The 16,275-nt window shown below is 74.5% G+C and carries 11 protein-coding genes; all 11 read right to left on the bottom strand.

From position 1 onward, the window contains the following. Window positions 1-62 precede the first annotated feature (62 nt). Window positions 63-1,487: an aspartate aminotransferase family protein gene (locus ACFP1K_RS35970; protein WP_380761978.1), complete on the bottom strand. Its 1,425-nt coding sequence runs from the start codon at window positions 1,485-1,487 to the stop codon at window positions 63-65. Continuing rightward, the gene (locus ACFP1K_RS35965) at window positions 1,484-2,866 is read right to left on the bottom strand and encodes a methylaspartate mutase (protein WP_380761976.1); all 1,383 of its coding nucleotides are present in this window, start codon (window positions 2,864-2,866) and stop codon (window positions 1,484-1,486) included. Before ACFP1K_RS35965 ends, ACFP1K_RS35970 begins: the two co-directional genes overlap by 4 nt. After that, window positions 2,859-3,317, bottom strand: coding sequence for a cobalamin-dependent protein (locus ACFP1K_RS35960; protein ID WP_380761974.1), 459 nt, complete (start codon window positions 3,315-3,317; stop codon window positions 2,859-2,861). The genes ACFP1K_RS35965 and ACFP1K_RS35960 overlap by 8 nt, the downstream gene beginning before the upstream one ends. A 33-nt stretch (window positions 3,318-3,350) precedes the next feature. Next, window positions 3,351-4,553 carry a fatty acid desaturase gene (locus tag ACFP1K_RS35955; RefSeq protein ID WP_380761972.1) on the bottom strand — a complete coding sequence of 401 codons (1,203 nt, stop codon included), beginning with the start codon at window positions 4,551-4,553 and terminating at the stop codon, window positions 3,351-3,353. Between the two features lie 36 nt (window positions 4,554-4,589). After that, window positions 4,590-6,167, bottom strand: a complete 1,578-nt coding sequence (locus ACFP1K_RS35950; protein ID WP_380761970.1) for a pyridoxal phosphate-dependent decarboxylase family protein — start codon at window positions 6,165-6,167, stop codon at window positions 4,590-4,592. A 53-nt stretch (window positions 6,168-6,220) separates the two neighbouring features. Continuing rightward, the gene (locus ACFP1K_RS35945) at window positions 6,221-7,495 is read right to left on the bottom strand and encodes an MFS transporter (protein ID WP_380761968.1); all 1,275 of its coding nucleotides are present in this window, start codon (window positions 7,493-7,495) and stop codon (window positions 6,221-6,223) included. Continuing rightward, the gene (locus tag ACFP1K_RS35940) at window positions 7,492-10,092 is read right to left on the bottom strand and encodes an ATP-grasp domain-containing protein (RefSeq protein WP_380761966.1); all 2,601 of its coding nucleotides are present in this window, start codon (window positions 10,090-10,092) and stop codon (window positions 7,492-7,494) included. Before ACFP1K_RS35940 ends, ACFP1K_RS35945 begins: the two co-directional genes overlap by 4 nt. 169 nt (window positions 10,093-10,261) lie before the next feature. Next, window positions 10,262-11,497: an ATP-grasp domain-containing protein gene (locus tag ACFP1K_RS35935; protein ID WP_380761964.1), complete on the bottom strand. Its 1,236-nt coding sequence runs from the start codon at window positions 11,495-11,497 to the stop codon at window positions 10,262-10,264. Next, window positions 11,494-13,932 carry a carbamoyltransferase HypF gene (gene hypF / locus ACFP1K_RS35930; protein WP_380761962.1) on the bottom strand — a complete coding sequence of 813 codons (2,439 nt, stop codon included), beginning with the start codon at window positions 13,930-13,932 and terminating at the stop codon, window positions 11,494-11,496. Before hypF ends, ACFP1K_RS35935 begins: the two co-directional genes overlap by 4 nt. Window positions 13,933-13,939: 7 nt before the next feature. Then, entirely contained in the window at window positions 13,940-14,965 is a 1,026-nt protein-coding gene (gene hypE, locus ACFP1K_RS35925; protein ID WP_380761960.1) for a hydrogenase expression/formation protein HypE, read from the bottom strand. A gap of 38 nt (window positions 14,966-15,003) precedes the next feature. Then, complete coding sequence (locus tag ACFP1K_RS35920; protein ID WP_380761958.1) at window positions 15,004-15,594, bottom strand: cysteine hydrolase; 591 nt, start codon at window positions 15,592-15,594, stop codon at window positions 15,004-15,006. Window positions 15,595-16,275: the final 681 nt, after the last annotated feature.

Below are 16,275 nucleotides of genomic sequence, written 5' to 3'. Positions count from 1 at the left end.
ACAGTCGTTCCCGGCCGGGGGCCCCGGCCCGCGGCGCGGGCGGGCCGGGGGGACACGGGCGCTCAGCCTCCGGTGGTGTACGCGTCGGCCCGGTAGAGCGCCTGGTCGAGGATGGCCAGGCCCTCGCGGGCCTCGGCGTCGGTGATGGTGCACGGCGGCACGACGTGGATCCGGTTGAAGTTGTACACGGGCCACATGCCGCCCGCCCTGCACGCGGCGACCACCTCGTCCACGGGCCGGGTGGCCGCGCCGGAGGCGGCGTAGGGCACCAGCATCTCCCTGGTCTCGCGGTCGTGGACCAGCTCGACGGCCCAGAAGACGCCGAGGCCGCGGACCTCGCCCACCGAGGGGTGGCGTCCGGCGATCTCGCGCAGGCCGGGGCCGATGACCTGCTCGCCGATCCGGGCGGCGTTCTCCACGATCCCCTCCTCCTTCATCGCGGTGATGGTCGCGACGGCGGCGGCGCACGCGAGGGGGTGCCCGGAGTAGGTGAGGCCGCCGGGGTAGGTGACGGTGCGGAAGCTGTCGTATATCGCCTCGGACATGACGACGCCGCCGAGCGGGACGTACCCCGAGTTGACGCCCTTGGCGAAGGTGATCAGGTCGGGCGTGACGTTCCAGTGGTCCACGGCGAACCACTCCCCTACCCGGCCGAACCCCGACATCACCTCGTCGGCGACGAACACGATGCCGTACCGGTCGCACAGCTCCCGCACCCCCGCCAGGTAGCCGGGCGGCGGCACCAGGATGCCCGCGGTGCCGACCACCGTCTCCAGCACCACGGCGGCGACGGTGCCGGGGCCCTCGAAGACGATCACCTGCTCCAGGTGCTCCAGCGCGCGGGCCGACTCCTCGGCCTCGGTGGCGGCGTGGAAGTGCGAGCGGTACAGGTACGGCCCGAAGAAGTGCGCGATGTTGCCCGAGGCGCTGCCGGAGTTCTGGTTGGCCCAGCGGCGCGGGTCGCCGGTCAGCCCGATCGCGGTGGCGGTGCCCCCGTGGTAGGAGCGGTACGCCGACAGCACCTTGGGGCGGCCGGTGTGCATGCGGGCCATCCGGACGGCGTGCTCGTTGGCCTCGGCGCCGCCGTTGGTGAAGAAGACACGGTCCAGGTCGCCGGGCGCCAGCTCGGCGATGAGGCGGGCGGCCTCGCCGCGCTGATCGTTGGCGAAGGTCGAGGCGATCATGCAGAGCCGGTCGGCCTGTTCCTTGATCGCGGCGATGACCTTGGGGTGGCCGTGCCCGATGTTGAGGTTGATGAACTGCGAGGAGAAGTCCAGGTAGCGGCGGCCCCCGTAGTCCCAGAAGTAGCGGCCGGACCCGCCGGCCACCGGGATCGGGTCCACCGCGTCCTGCGCCATCCAGGAGTGGAACAGGTGCGCCCGGTCGGCGGCCCGCACGCGGGAGCCCTCGGCCAGGTCGGGCACGAACCCGGGGGGCGGGCCGCCGGGGTGGGCGGGACGGCGGAGCTGGGGCTGCTGGGCGGTCATCGGAACCTCGTTCGGGGGTCGGTGGTGAGTTCACGGTCGAGGAAGTAGTCGATGTCGGCGGTCACCGCGGCGAACAGGCCGCGCCCGGCCGGCACGGCGCGCAGCCGCTCGGCGTTGTGGTGCAGCACCGCCGGGGAGAAGGGCAGGGCGCCGGGGTCGGCGTAGCGGATGGCGCCGCCGGGGTCGCGGCGCGGCACCACCTGGGCGCGGGCGTGCACGCTGGCGCTGAACGGCACGTCGAGCCGCCCGTCGCGGAACGCCGCCACGATGGCGCCGTGCAGGTCACCCGCGGCCAGCACCGGGTCGACCAGCTCGGCCACCTCGCGCTCGATCCAGTGCCGCTCCTCGGCCACCCGGCCCTCGTCCAGGCGGGCGAAGTCCATCAGGTCGGAGGCGCCGAGGGCGGCCATGCGGACGCCCGCGGCGTTGGCGGCGGCGTCGGGCAGGCCGTACGCCTCCTGGGTGGTCTTGCTGACGACCTTGACGGCCCCGCCGAGCCTCGCCACCAGGCCGCCGCACAGGATGAGCGCCGCGGCGTAGTCGGGGGTGCGCGGGAACGCCCCCATGAACTCGTGCAGCACCGGGTGCACCGCCACCGAGGGCGGCAGGTAGCGGCGGCCGAGGGTCGCGACGGCGCGCAGCGCGGCGACGTCCTGGTGCGGCTCGCCGCCCTGGGGGTAGGCGATGGACAGGCACCGCACGCCCTCGCGGGCGGCGGCGACGGCCTCCAGCAGGGTGACGGCGAGGCTGATCGACGGCGGCATCAGCACGGCCGTGAGCGTGCCGAACAGCTCGCGGTCCACCACCACGCCCGCCTCGGCGAGCCGGCCGCACGCCGCGTCCACCCGCCGCCAGGCGCGCAGCGACGCGGCCAGGGGGACGTCCTTGCAGTACGGCAGGTTGTAGCCGATGCCGCCGCCCTCGAAGGAGGTGAACCCGGAGGCCAGCGACACGGCGAACAGCTCCCGCGCGTCCGGGGAGCCGTGCCTGACCTCCAGCGGCACGCCGACCGCGGCGGCCAGCTCACGGCCCCGGCGCCAGCCGTGCGCGACCAGCGGGTAGCCGTTGAGGTCGCCGGGGCCGCGGCGCAGCAGCCCGGCGGCGACGCCGAAGCGCCGCAGGCGGGTGTGGGAGTCGATGGTGACCGACAGGATGCCGGGCCCGGCGGGCTCCAGCGCGCGCAGCAGCGCCAGCATGCGGTCGTGCGACCCCACCCCGCAGCGCGGCTGCACCACCGGCCGCCCGGCGTCCGCCGCGTCGCGCAGCACCGCCGCCGCGTGCCGCCGCTCCGGCGCGGACAGGTACGCCAGCACCTCCTCCTGCGAGGGCAGCTCCGCGGCGAAAACCGGCTCCAGCCCGAGGTCCAGCAGATCACCCACGGCGGGCCCCGGCCATCCGCCACACCGGGCCCGCACCGGCGTGAAGGGAGTCCAGCAGGGGGATCAGCTCGGCGGCGTCGGTGAGCAGGTGGTCGACGCCGAGCATGCGGAGCCGCTGCAGGTGGGCGGAGGTCTTGTGGCTGCCGACCGACAGGTTGCCGCCGAGCACGAGGGGACGGCGCAGGCGGCCGGCCGCGCGCAGGGCGGGCAGGTCGCGAAGGTCCTCGTGGGCGTGGCCGTTGAGGCTGCCGATGAGGATCGCCTCGGCCGCCGGGTGGCGGTCCAGCGCCTCGGCGAACTCGCGCAGCGGCGTGCACACGCCGAGGTTCACCACCGCGAAGCCGTGTTCGCGCAGCCGCATGGCGATCAGCCGGTTGGCGACCGCGTGGGCGTCGCTCTCGGCCACGCCCAATATGACCAGCCGCCCCCCCGGCTCCCGCGGACCGTTCATGAGGTCCCCTTTCCTCTTCATGGCACAGAACGCTCAGTCGTCGAAGGCGGTGAACAGCTCCCGGTAGTTGACCTCGGCCAGCCGGTCCGGGTGGTACTCGGCCGGGTCGGCGTCCCGCAGCGACGCGAAGACCAGGTCGATCGCCGGGACCAGCCCCCACACCTGCCGGTACGGCGGCCAGCCGGGCGTCCCCGCGGCGTGGTCGGCCTCCCGGGCGAACAGGTAACCGGCCCACTGCCTGCTCATCGGGTACCGGTGGTGGAAGTCGTGGCACACGGTGTCCCCGGTCAGCACCAGGTAGCGGGCCGGGAAGTGCACCAGCGCCATCCGCAGCCACCACCGTGCCCACGCCAGCGGGCGCGCGGCCCCGCGCAGCCCGCGGGACGGCACGGGCTCGCCGAGGAAGACGGCGTTGGTGAGCCCGGCGAAGTACTCCCGGCCGCGCCGCACCGTCTGCCCCCGCCCGGGGAAGGTGTGCTTGACGCAGAGCCGCAGCGTGTTACTGACCTGGTAGAACACCGTCATCGGCAGCACCCAGGCGACCAGCAGGAACACCCAGCCGTCCAGCCACGCCGCCAGGGCGGCCACCCCGAGCAGCCACGCGGCCGTCCACGCCCGCACCCCGGCGCCCGCCGCGTGGAAGTAGGAACGGATCCGGGCGAGCAGGAACCTCAGGTGGAAGCGCGGGGACAGCACGGTGGTGACGACCCGGCGCCACATCCCCCGCCGGGTCATGCCGGGCCGCAGCCGCAGCGTCAGCAGGAACGCCTGCACGGTGGGGTCGCGCAGCGTCATGTGGTGGACGGCGTGGTGGTCGACGACGTGCTCGGCGCTGTACCGCTCGAAGTCCTGCACGAGGAGCAGCCCGGCGATGAGCCTGCCGAGCAGGGCGTCGGCGCGGCGGTTGCCCCACATGTTCCGGTGCGCGCACTGGTGGTAGATCATCATGCGCAGGTTGCGGGCGCCGTGCAGGGTCGCCCCCCAGCCGGGCACCAGCAGCGCGAGCCACCACCCGCCCGCCGCCAGCGCCGCGCCGCCGGCCGCGAGCCCGGTCAGGATCGACGCCAGGGCGCCCAGCAGGTGGCCGCCCGGTGTGAGGCGGAGGGGCCGCTGGCCGGCGTGCGGCCGCCCGGTGAGCAGCGTGAGCGGCACGGCGAGGCCGCGGGGCAGCCGCTCGTGCATGGACTCCCGGACGCCGTCGGACGTCGCGGTCTTGAGGAGTGCGGGGGACGGCACGTGGATTCACCTCGGGGAGAACTGGGTCATCGCCGGTCACGCACCGGTCGCGGCGGCTTCCCGCGCGGCTCCGGCGGCGGGGTCCAGGCCGAGGGCCCGGAGCTCGGCGGCCTCCTGCTCGGCGGCCACGGCCAGCAGCATGTCCAGGACCTGGTCCAGCAGGCCGGGCGTGGTGCCAGGGTTGAGCAGCATGAGTTTGAGGAAGACCCGGGTACGGCCGCCGCCGCGGTCGATGTGGGTGCGGGCGAGCAGCGCCCGGCCCTCCTCCATGACCCGGCGGCGCAGCGCCCCGTTGAAGGCGTCGGCGTCCAGCGGCGCCGCGGGCAGGTAGCGGAACAGCACGGCGGTGAGCGGCGGCTCGGCGGCCAGCTCCAGCCGGGGCTCGGCGGCGATCCTGGCCGCCGCGTGCCGGGCCAGGTCGTGGCAGGCGTCCACCATCGCACCCATGGCGGCGCGACCGAGGGTGCGCATCGTCACCGCGATCTTCAGGGCGTCGGCGCGGCGGGTGGTCTGCAGCGAGGTGTTCTGCAGGCCGATGTACCCCGCGCAGGTGTCGTCGTCGGCGCTGAGGCAGGTGGTGGGCTGGAGGCCGAACGAGATCAGGGTCTCCTCACGGCGCACCAGCAGCGCGGCGGACGAGGCCGGCGACCAGCCGAACTTGTGCAGGTCCAGGGTGACGGAGTCCGCCAGGGCCAGGCCGTCCAGCATGGGCCGCAGCCGCTCGGAGAACAGCGCTCCCCCGCCGTACGCGGCGTCGGCGTGCAGCCACACGCCGTGCCGCCGGGCGACCTCGGCCACCTCGGGCAGCGGGTCCACCACGCCGAGGTCGGTGGAGCCCGCGCAGGCGACCAGGGCGACGGCGACCTGGTCGCCGGGCAGGCCCGGCAGCGAGCCGAGGATGCGGTCGGCCTCCTCGGGGATCATGCGGCCGTGCCGGTCGACCGGGACGGTGAGGACGTGGTCCTCGCCGACGCCGAGCAGCCGCGCGGCGCGGGCGACCGAGAAATGGATGCCCTTCGGCGCGAGGATCACCGGCTGGACGCCGATGTCGATGAGGCCCTCCTGGAAGACGTAGCGGCCGCGCGCGGCGGCGATCACGTCGTCGCGGGCGGCGGTGAGCGCCATCAGGTTGGAGACGCTGCCGCCGGAGGTCAGCGTGCCGCCCGCGCCCGCGCCGTATCCGACCAGCTCGGCGAGCCGGGCGACCACCCAGCGGTCCAGTTCCAGGGCGAACGGCCCGCTCTCCCAGGCGTGCAGCGACTGGTTGAGCGTGGCGGCGACCAGCTCTGCGGTGGCCGCGGCGGCGGTGGGCGGCGGCTGCATGCGGGCCAGCGCCGCGGGGTGGGTGACGTCGACCGCCCACTCGGCGTAGGGGCGGACCAGCTCGTGCAGGACGGCGACCGGGTCGGCCGGGCCGTCCGGGAGCAGCGGCCCGGCCAGTACCCGCCCGGCGGCCTCGCGCGCGGCCCTCGGCCCGCCGGGCGCGACCGGCCCGGCGCGGCCCGCCGCGGCCTCCTCCAGGATGTCCAGCGCGGTGTTCAGCAGGCCGCGCAGGTCCGCCAGCCCGGCCCTGGTGCCGGCCGGCCGGTACGTCGTCGACCTGGTCGTGTACACGATCGTTCTCCTTGTTCACGGGGCAGGGCCGCGCCGGACGCGCGGGCCGGGGGCTAGGGGGCGGACACGGCGGGACCGGCCTCCCGGCCGGCGGAGGGGAAGTCCTTGAGGGCGGGCACGGGCGAGAACACCACCCACAGCAGCGGGGACAGGAACGCGACGGCGGTGACGGCCAGGGTGGCCCGCAGGCCGATGGCGTCGCCGAGCCGGCCGCCGGCGAGGGCGCCGAGCGGCAGCGGCCCCCAGGCGAGGAACCGGCAGCCCGCGTTGACCCGGCCGAGCAGGTGGGGCGGTGTGATGGCCTGCCGCAGGCTGACCGCGTGGATGGTGGACATGGTGCAGCCGGCGCCGGTGCCCGCGAAGGCCGCGGCGAACATGGCGTACCCGGCGGGGGTGGCGCCGGGTGCGAGCGGCAGGAGCGCGGGCGCCGCGCAGCACAGCGCCAGCTCGGCGAGCAGCGCCCGCCCGAGGCCGAGGCGGTCCTTCAGCGGCCCCGCGGCGAACGCCCCGAGCAGCGAGCCGACCGCGCCGACGCTGAGCAGCAGGCCGATGGTGCCGGGCGCCATCCGCAGCTCGCGGGCCGCGTACAGCACGAACACCGTCTGCATGGCCAGGTAGCAGGCGTTGTAGGTGCCCGCCTGCAGGGCGATGGCGCGGATCTCCCCGACCCGGAACACCTGCGCCAGCCCCTCGCGGATGCCGCGCCAGGTGGAGACCCGGCCGGGCGGGACCACCGGGCGGGGCTCGGGCCTGCGGACGGCGAGCAGGGTGGCGGCCGACACCAGGCCCGACACCGCGTTGGTGAGCAGCGCCATCGGGGCGGTGAGCCACCCGACCAGCAGGCCCGCGAGGCCGGGGCCGCCGATCTGGGCGACGGAGTTGGTGGCCTGGAGCTTGCTGTTGCCCTCGACCAGCCGCTCCCGGGGGATCAGGTCCGGCAGGTAGGACTGGTAGGACACGTCGTACAGCACAGTGAGGGTGCCGGCCAGCAGCGCCGTCACGTAGAGGTACTCCATGGACAGCACCCCGAGCGCCGCGCACAGCGGCACGCCGGCCACCAGCACGGCGCGGCCCAGGCTGCTCGCGATCAGCAGCGGGCGGCGGCGCCTGCGGTCCACCCAGACGCCGATGAACAGCGCGGCGCCGAGGAACGGCGCGTAGCCCGCGGCGTTGAGCAGCCCGAGCTGGGCGGAGCCCGCGTCCAGCTGGTAGACGGCCGCCAGGGGCAGCGCGAGCTGGGTGACCTGCGTCCCCATCTGCGAAACGGCCTCGCCGGACCAGAACTTCAGGAACTCGCCGTCCCGCCACAGGCCGCCCGGCCGCCTCACGCGGGGTCCCCGGCGTGGAAGCAGCAGCCGATCTGCGCGCCGTTGGACATGCTGACGATGCCGACGTCCGGGTCGGGGGTGCCGCGCACCAGCATCCCGGCGTACCGGCCGCCGACCATCAGCACGCCGTACGCGACGGCCATCCGCTCGAACCCGTCGCCCGCGTCGGTGACGAAGCGCTCGGCGGTGGGCAGCACCCGTTCCTGCACCACGTACGGCCCGTCCACCGCGGCGACGACCCGACGCTCCCACTCCCGCGCCGGGACCCGCCAGCCGGGCACCACGCCGACCCCGCCGTACAGCAGGGTGGGCTTGAGCGCCAGGTGGTCCTGGTGCGCCAGCACGTACGGCAGCAGGTCGACGGTGCGGCCGCCGCGCGCCACCGGCTCGGCGCGCAGGAAACGGGTCCACGGCAGCACCCGGTCGATCAGCTCCAGCTCGGCGGGGGTGAACGCGCCCCTGTTGCGTTCGTCGCTCAGCATGGCGAGGCTGCCCTTGTTGCCGTACAGCTCGCAGTCCAGCCCGGCGAACAGGAACGTGTCGCCCCGTGCCACCGCGTCGAGCAGCGGGTCCACCAAGGCGCGACTGAGCCGGTCGTCCTCCATCTCTCCCGGCAGGAAGATGCGGTACACGACGTCGATCCGGCGGCCGTGCACGAAGGGAGCGCCGTCGCGGTACTCGAACTCGGCGAGGCTGCACACCACGGGGTCGAAGCCGTGGCGCAGCCACTCGGGCACCACGAAGTCCAGCCAGGGCTTGGTCTTGGCGTAGCCGTCGGGCCAGTCGGTGATGGCCAGCACCGGGCGGCGCGGCAGGGGGAACCCGGCGTGCGCGGCGTCGGCGCGCAGCACCGCGGCGATTCCGGCGATCGGCTCGGGGTGGGTGAGACGCTCGGCGTCGGCGAAGCGGCGGAACGCGGCGTCCTCGCGCATGACGCGGCCGAACTCGGCCATCTGCCAGCCGCCGAGGGAGCTGCCGGTGTTCAGCTCCATCAGCTTGAAGCCGCCGGGCTCGCGGTACATGTCGGCCCGGGACATCGGCGGCAGGCGCAGGCCCGCGCCCCGCGTCACCAGGTCGATCTGGGTGGGCGTCATGCCGACCGCGCGGGCGAACGCCCGCCGGTCGCCGCCGAACAGCCGGCCCGGGATGTCGGCAAGCAGGGCGAACACGCCGTTCAGGTCGGCTTCCAGGCGCCGCCGGTCGCCGGGGGCCAGGAAGATCGCGCGGTTCAGCGCCTGGCCGCCGCCGGCGCCGTAGCGGATCCAGTCGTTGCGCACCTCCGGCACCGTCATGGCGCGAAAGCCGCGCTCGACCTCCAGGTAGCGGCGGGTGACGGGGTTCTCCAGCACCGCGCCGAGCGCGTCCTGCGGCGTGCCGCGCTGCACGGCCCGGACCTCGTCCTCGGCGGCGTCCAGGGCCGTGGCGCAGCCCGCCGGGTCGTCCGCCACGGCGATCAGCGCGGCGGTGCGGGGGGTCAGCATGCGGGGCGGCAGCAGCAGCTCGGCGCCGGGTTCCGCGAGCGGCACCACCTCCACGATGCCGGGGACCTCGGCGGCCCGGCCGGTGTGCAGCTCCTCCAGCACCCCGTCGTGCAGGGGGTACAGGAAGCGCACCTCGGCCCAGCGGGAACGGGACGGGGTCAGGTCCGGCCGTTCGCCGAACGCGACGGCGGCGCCGGCCAGGGTCAGGTCGACGCCGGACGCCAGCTCGCCGAGGCGCGGGATCAGGTCGCCGCCGAGGCGCCCGTTCAGCTCGACCAGGCGGGGCCCGCGCGGGGTCAGCCTGATCTCGGTGTGGGTGACGCCGTGGTCGACGCCGAGCGCCCGGTGGGCGTCGCGCAGCAGGCGCAGCACGTCCTCGGCCCACGGCTCGTGCCGCCACGGGCCGGCCAGGTGCCCGACCTCCTCGAAGCACGGGTGGAAGCCGAGCCGTTTGCGCGCCACCGTCACCGGCTCGGCGACGCCGTCGAGCACGCACGCGTCGACGCTGATCTCCGGGCCCTCCAGCAGCTCCTCGACCAGCACCCCGGTCTCGGCGCGCAGCCCGGGGAAGGCGGTGGCCGCCGCCCGCGCGTACGCCGCGCGCAGCGCCGCCGGGTCGCGCGCGGCCGTCACCCCGAGGCTGCCCGCCAGGGAACGCGGCTTGACCACCACCGGGTAGCCGATCTCGGCGGCGGCGGCCAGCGCGTCCTGCTCGGAGTGGGCCAGGCGGTGCCGCACCGCGGGCAGCCCGGCCTTGTCCAGCAGCCCGCGGGCCGTGTACTTGTCCCGGCAGGCCGCGGCGGCGGAGACGGACAGGTGGCGCAGGCCGAGCGCCCCCGCCACCTCGGCGGTGGCGGTCAGCGACAGCTCGTCCCAGGTGAACAGCCCGGCCGGGCCGGGCGCCCCGGCGAGCAGGCCCTCCACCGCCGGGCGCAGCGCGGCGGGGTCGGTGGTGTCCGCGATCCTGTGCTCGCCGACGTACCCGGCCTCCCAGGTGACCGGGGCGCCGGTCACCAGCGCGACGTCGTACCGGCCCGCCAGCGCGGCCATCGCGTACTCGCGGTAGGCCCGCAACCGGCTGCCGACCACGATCAGGCGCCGCTCGCTGTCCCGCATCTGTGTCCTCTCACTCGTGTCCCTCGCCGCCGCCGGTGGAGTGCCGGTGGCGGCCTGACGGTGTTCCGCTGGAGCGTGGTGTCCCGGCCGGTGCCTTCCGGTTCCGTTCACGGCCTCCCTCCGCCGTGTCCGGCGCCGGACCTCGCCCCGGCCGGGACCCTGCCGGGCTCTAGCCGGGCACCGGTTCGCAGCGCAGCCCCGCCCAGGCCGCCGTCCTGGCCAGCGCCGCCTCCACCTCCCTGCTGGAAGGGCCGCGGAACCGGAAGCGGGCGCCGACGTGCTCGTAGCCGCCCGCCCGGGGGATCACCGTGCCGACCCGCGGGACCACCTGGGCGTACGGGCCGTCGCCCGCGGGCGCGGGCCCGTCGCAGCCCACCACCCGGCACGGCGGCGCGACCGGGACCGGCAGCAGCAGCCACCCGGCGGTCTCGCCGTACGGCAGGGACCCGGCGGCGGGCGGGCGGCCCAGCTGGATGTCCACCGCCGCCGCCATCAGGTCGAACCCGTGCACCTCCCGCCAGACGAACGGGATCTCCGCGCCGCCGACCCTGGCGCCCGCCTCCAGGAAGACGAACGCCGGCGCCCCCGATGGGCCTGTGCCGGCGAACACCTCCAGGTGGAACACCCACGGGGCCGGGCCGAGAGCGGCGCCGACCGCGGCGGTGAAGCCCTCCAGCGGGCCGAGCAGGCCGGGGTCGTCGACCTCCACCGAGCCGAGCGGGACGCCCTCGGCGAAGTCCAGGCAGGTGTTGACGTACCGGGACGCCCGCCAGGGACCGAGCGCGTCGCCGGTCCACACCCCGTCGACGTGCAGGATCGGGTCGGCCACGTACGTCTGCACCAGGCGGGGCTCGGGCGGGCGGCCGTCCAGGCGGGACAGGTCGGCGGGCGAGCGCATCACCAGCACGTCGCGGCTGGCGGTGCCGCGCCGGGGCTTCACCACCAGCGGCCAGCCGTGTCGCGCGGCGAACGCGGCGACGGCGGCGGCGTCCGGGGCGTCGGCGGTGGCGGGCACCGGCAGCCCCGCGGCGGCGACCGCGGCGACCATGGTCAGCTTGTCGCGGAACCGCGCCAGCGCGGCGGAGTCCTGCCCGCCGCAGCCGAGCTCGCCGCGCAGCGCGGCGGCGGTGTCCAGGTCGCCCTCGTTCAGCGCCACCACGTGCCGGGGCGGCCCGAAGCGCGCGGCGAGCCCCGCGACCGCCGCGCGCACCTCTGTGAAGTCGTCGGTGGCGGCCACCCGGGCGACCCCCGCGGCCCGCCCCGGGACCGACCGCCGGCCGAGCTCGGTCGTGACGTAGGTGACCACGAAGGCGTCGTGGTCGAGGTAGCGGGCGTAGTCGGCGTACCGGTCCCGCCACCGGTGCAGCACCACGACGTGCGCCCGCGCCGTCCGGCCGGAGATCATGATCCTTCCTCCCCCGCGGCCGGACCGGCGCCCGGCGCCTTCGTGGCGGCGTCCCCGGGGGCTCCCTCGGCCTCCTCGCGGGCGGCCTTGAGGCGGGCGTCGGCGATCATGGCCTGGCCGAGGGCGATGCCGCCGTCGTTGCAGGGGACGTGCCGGTGGCAGTACGCCGCGAAGCCGGCCGCCCGAAGCTCGATCAGGCAGTTGACCAGCAGGAACTCGTTGGCGAACACGCCGCCGGAGAGCACGGCCCGACCGGCGGCCTTCGTTCCCTCGGCGACGCGCGCGGCGACGCACCGCTCCACGACGGCGCGGACCACGCCGGTGTGGAAGCGGCGGCTCACCACCTCGGGCGGCACCCCGGCCGCCAGGTCGGCGGCCAGCGCCCGCACCACGGGCCGGGGGTCGATCACCGTGGGGCCGTCCTGCGCGGACGCCGCGAAGCGGTACGACTCGCCGGGCGGGCTCATCGCCAGGTCGCGGCCGAGCATCCCCTCCAGCTCGATCGGGCCCTGCGCCTCGTACTCGGCGAGGACGCAGACGTCCAGCAGCGCCGCGACCGCGTCGAACAGGCGGCCCATGCTGGAGGAGGGCGGGGCGTTGACGCCGCGCCGCGCCATGGTCGTGAACACGTGCAGCTCCCGCTCTCCGAGGCGGCGCAGCGCGGGGAACGCCTCGACGGCCGCCTCCGGGCCGCCGAGGGCGTCCAGGGCGAGCGCGAAGCCGCCGCGGATCGGCTCGGTGACCGCGCGGTCCCCGCCGAGCAGCGGCAGGTGCCGCAGCCGGGCCACCCGGCGCGCCGCGAGGTAGCCGCCGAGCAGGAACTCCCCGCCCCACGCCGTGCCGTCCTCGCCGTGGCCGAAACCGTCGAACACCACCCCGAGCACGCTGCCGTCCAGCCGGTTCTCCGCCATGCAGGAGGCCATGTGCGCGTGGTGGTGCTGCACCCGCAGCACCCGGTCGTCGCCGCCGTGCTCCTTGACCGCGATCCGGGTGGCGCGGAACTGCGGGTGCAGGTCCACCGCGGCGTGCCGGGGGGCCAGCTCGTGCAGTGCCGTCAGGTGGTCGACGGTCTGGCGGTGCGAGGCGAACGTCTCGTCGTTCTTCAGGTCGCCGATGTGCTGGCTGAGGTAGACCCGGCTGCCGTGGGTCAGCGCCACCGTGGTCTTCAGCTCCGCGCCGTAGGCCACCAGCGGCTCCAGCTCCACCCCCACCTCCACCGGGTACGGCGCGTAGCCGCGGGACCGGCGCAGAAAGGTCAGCAGCGGCTCGGCCAGCCCCGGATGGACCGAGTGCCGCACCACCGAGTCGTCCACCCGGATCTGGATGTCCCTGTCGTGGTAAAGGATCAGGTCGGCGATCTGGAAAAGGTGCTCCAGGGCGTCGTCGTTGCGGTAGGCGATGGGGCTGCCCGAGATGTTGCCGCTGGTCATCACCAGGGTGTCCAGCCCGGGGGTGTCGGCCAGCAGGTGGTGGTGCGGCGCGGACGGCAGCATCACGCCGAGGTTCGGGTTGCGCGGCGCCACCGCCTCCGGCAGCGTGCCCGCCGCCCGTTTGCGCACCAGCACGATGGGGCGGGCCGGGGAGGCCAGCAACTCGGTCTCCGCCTCGGTCGGCTCGGCGAACAACGCGACCGTGGCGAGGTCGCGGGCCATCACCGCGAACGGCTTGGAGTCGCGGCGCTTGCGGGCCCGCAGCCGTGCCACCGCCGCGGCGTCCCTGGCGTCCACCGCCAGGTGGAAGCCGCCGACGCTCTTCACCGCGACGACGCCTCCCGACGCCAGCGTGACGACCGCCCTGGCCAGCGCCGCCTCCCCCCGCTCCGTGCCGCCCTCCGGCCCGGCCGCGAGCAGCCGGGGCCCGCAGTCGGGGCAGGCGTTCGGCTGGGCGTGGTAGCGGCGGTCCAGCGGGTCGCGGTACTCGGCGGCGCACGGGGGGCACATGGTGAACGCGCTCATCGTGGTCTGCGCACGGTCGTACGGCAGGCCGCGCACGATGCTGTAGCGCGGGCCGCAGTTGGTGCAGTTGATGAACGGGTAGCGGTACCTGCGGTCCGCCGGGTCGCGCAGCTCGGCCAGGCAGTCGGCGCAGACGAACGCGTCGGGCGGAACGATGGTGACCTTGCGGCCGGTCCGCACGCTCTCGTGGATGGCGAACCCCTCGGCCTCCGCCCGGGGCTCCGGCCACGCCACCACCCGGACGGTGTCCACCCGGGCCTGCGGCGGGGCGAGGGTGCGCAGTTCCATCGTGAAACGTTCCAAAAGATCCGGTGGGCCCTCGACCTCGGTGAGCACCCCCTCGGGGTCGTTGAGCACCCAGCCCGCCAGGTGGTGGGTGCGGGCCAGCTTGTAGACGAACGGCCGGTAGCCGACGCCCTGGACCACTCCGGTGACGCGGATCCGCCGGCGCTCGGCCGGCGCGCGTTCATACACGTCCACGACCACCTCAGCACAGCCTGGGGAGCTCGGCGCCCTGGAGTTCCTCCAGCACCGACTCATGGCCGCCGGGCTCGCGGGTCAGGACGGCCGTCCCGGCCCTGCCGGTCACCTCGCCCACGGCCACCGCGTTCGCGCCGTACGGGTGGGCGCGCAGCGCGGCGAGCACCTCGGCCTCGGCCGCGGGGTCGGCGAAGACGCAGACGCAGCCCTCGTTGGCGGTGTGGATGGGGTCGATGCCCAGCATGTCGGTCGCCATCCGGGTCTCGTACCGCACCGGGAGTGCCGCCCGGTCCACCGCGATGACGTGTCCCGTCACGCCGGCGTACTCGTGCAGCACCGCGGCGAGGCCGCCCCTGGTCACGTCCCGCACCGAGCGCACCGCGCCCGGCGCCGTGCGGGACAGCAGGCCGTCCAGCATGCCGTTCAGCGGGGCGCAGTCGCTCAGCACCCGCCGCTCGAAGCCGAGGCCCTCACGGATGGACAGCAGGTGGACGGTGTGGTCGCCGACGGGGCCGCTGAGGATCACCCGGTCGCCGGGGCGCACGTCGCGCATGCGCAGCGGGGCGTGCTCGAACACGCCGACCCCGGCGGTGTTCAGGTAGATCTGGTCGGCCTCGCCCCGGCGCACCACCTTGGTGTCGCCGCACACGATGAGCACCCCGGCCTCCCGGGCGGTGTCCCGGATCGAGGTGAGCACCCGCGTCAGGAGGGACATCGGCAGCCCGGCCTCGATGATCATGCCGAGGGTGAGGTAGACGGGGCGGGCCCCCACCACGGCCAGGTCGTTCACGGTGCCGCAGACGGCGATCTTGCCGATGTCGCCGTTGCCGAAGAAGGGGGGGTCCACGACGAAGGAGTCGGTGGTCATCGCGATGCGCGTGCCCTCGATGGGGAGCGTCGCGCTGTCCTCCATCTCGCCGATGTAGACGTCGCCGAGGGTCTCGACGATGAGCGAGACGAGCTCGTGGCTGAGCTCGGCCCCGCTTCCGTGGTCGAGGACGATCTCGTCGGCGATCGTCGCCGGGCTGGTCATGTGTGGTTCCTCCCGAGGGCGTGGGTGGGCGGGCCGGATCACGGCAGGATCTTGACGACCTTCCTCGGCAGCTCGCCAGTAGCGTCCAGCTCGGCCAGGATGTCGGCCGAGCCGGCGACGGACGCGCAGTAGCCGTCCAGCCACTCCAGAGCCCTGTCGCGGTCCACCGGGTTGCCGGAGACCACGCAGTCGGAGGGGACCCACACGTTGTAGCCGCGGAAGAAGGCGTCGGCCGCCGTGGTCTGCACGCAGATCTGGGTCTGCAGGCCGGTCACCAGCACGGTGTCCACGCCTGCCGCCTGAAGGCGGTCGTGCAGCTCGGTCTCGTAGAAGCCGCTGTCCTTGTTCTTCTCCACCACGACGTCGCAGGGGTCCAGGAAGTCTCCGAGGATGGCGGCGCCCTCGCTGCCGCGCTGGAGGGGCAGTTTGCCGTCGAGGTCACGCTCGACGTTGGGGTCGCCGGGCAGATTGACGAGTTGCAGGTGGAAGACGTGGTGCCCGCGCCGGCGCATCGCGTCCAGGAAGGCCGTGAACCTCGGCAGCGCCTGCGCCATGGCGGCGGTGCGCTCCGGGGTCTTGTGGACCACGTCGGCCTGCAGGTCGTTCGTCAGTACAGCGATCTTGCCCATGTTCGATCCTTGACGTAGTTCGGACAGGAGAAAATGGCGCTGAAAGGATGGCCTTTAGATAGTGGTGAATTCGCGGGGCGAGTCGCCACGGCCCGGTTCCTATGCGCCTTCCCCCTGCACGGAGTGGGCGGATAGGCGACTCCGCCCGTCAAATTAGAACGCATTCCCCCACGGGGTGAACTTTTACACGCTTCGAACGCCGGCGTCAAGATTTTTTATCTTCGATTTTCCACGCCGACCGTCATCGCTTCCCGCCACACCGCCGGCTCAGCGAATGCACACCCCCCATATCCGGCCACGATACCTTTTCCTCATAGGTCATCAAACCCCGCCGACATTCCCCCCGCCCCTCCCGCCAAACCCCCCGCACCCAGGCACGATGCCCGCCCGGATTCCGCGCACGACAAATACCCACGACGCACTCCATCGCACGCCGCGCGATCAATTTCATTCCAGCGGCCCCCGCCACCCGCAATTATCGGTCACCCAAATACGATCCCCAAAGTACGCACGTTCCCCGATACCGCATTCCCCCACCCCGGCACCATGGCGAATGTTCACCGAAGAACGCCCCTGGAACAAGATCCACCGATCACATTCCAATAAAGGCCGTTTCCTCCCCCACAGATAAACCCGGCCAACATCCCCCACGATAAGACCGCTCCCCCACCCGATTCCGCG

This window comes from Sphaerisporangium aureirubrum (assembly GCF_042658925.1).
GTDB lineage: Bacteria > Actinomycetota > Actinomycetes > Streptosporangiales > Streptosporangiaceae > Sphaerisporangium > Sphaerisporangium aureirubrum.
Note: the sequence above shows the minus strand (reverse complement) of the source record. Positions and strands in the feature narration are given on the sequence as shown.

Bases quoted from the DNA above. Each gene is read 5' to 3' on its own strand.
- ACFP1K_RS35920 (WP_380761958.1), bottom strand. From the start codon at position 15,594: ATGGGCAAGATCGCTGTACTGACGAACGACCTGCAGGCCGACGTGGTC.
- ACFP1K_RS35935 (WP_380761964.1), bottom strand. From the start codon at position 11,497: ATGATCTCCGGCCGGACGGCGCGGGCGCACGTCGTGGTGCTGCACCGG.
- ACFP1K_RS35970 (WP_380761978.1), bottom strand. From the start codon at position 1,487: ATGACCGCCCAGCAGCCCCAGCTCCGCCGTCCCGCCCACCCCGGCGGC.
- hypE (WP_380761960.1), bottom strand. From the start codon at position 14,965: ATGACCAGCCCGGCGACGATCGCCGACGAGATCGTCCTCGACCACGGA.
- ACFP1K_RS35940 (WP_380761966.1), bottom strand. From the start codon at position 10,092: ATGCGGGACAGCGAGCGGCGCCTGATCGTGGTCGGCAGCCGGTTGCGG.
- ACFP1K_RS35960 (WP_380761974.1), bottom strand. From the start codon at position 3,317: ATGAACGGTCCGCGGGAGCCGGGGGGGCGGCTGGTCATATTGGGCGTG.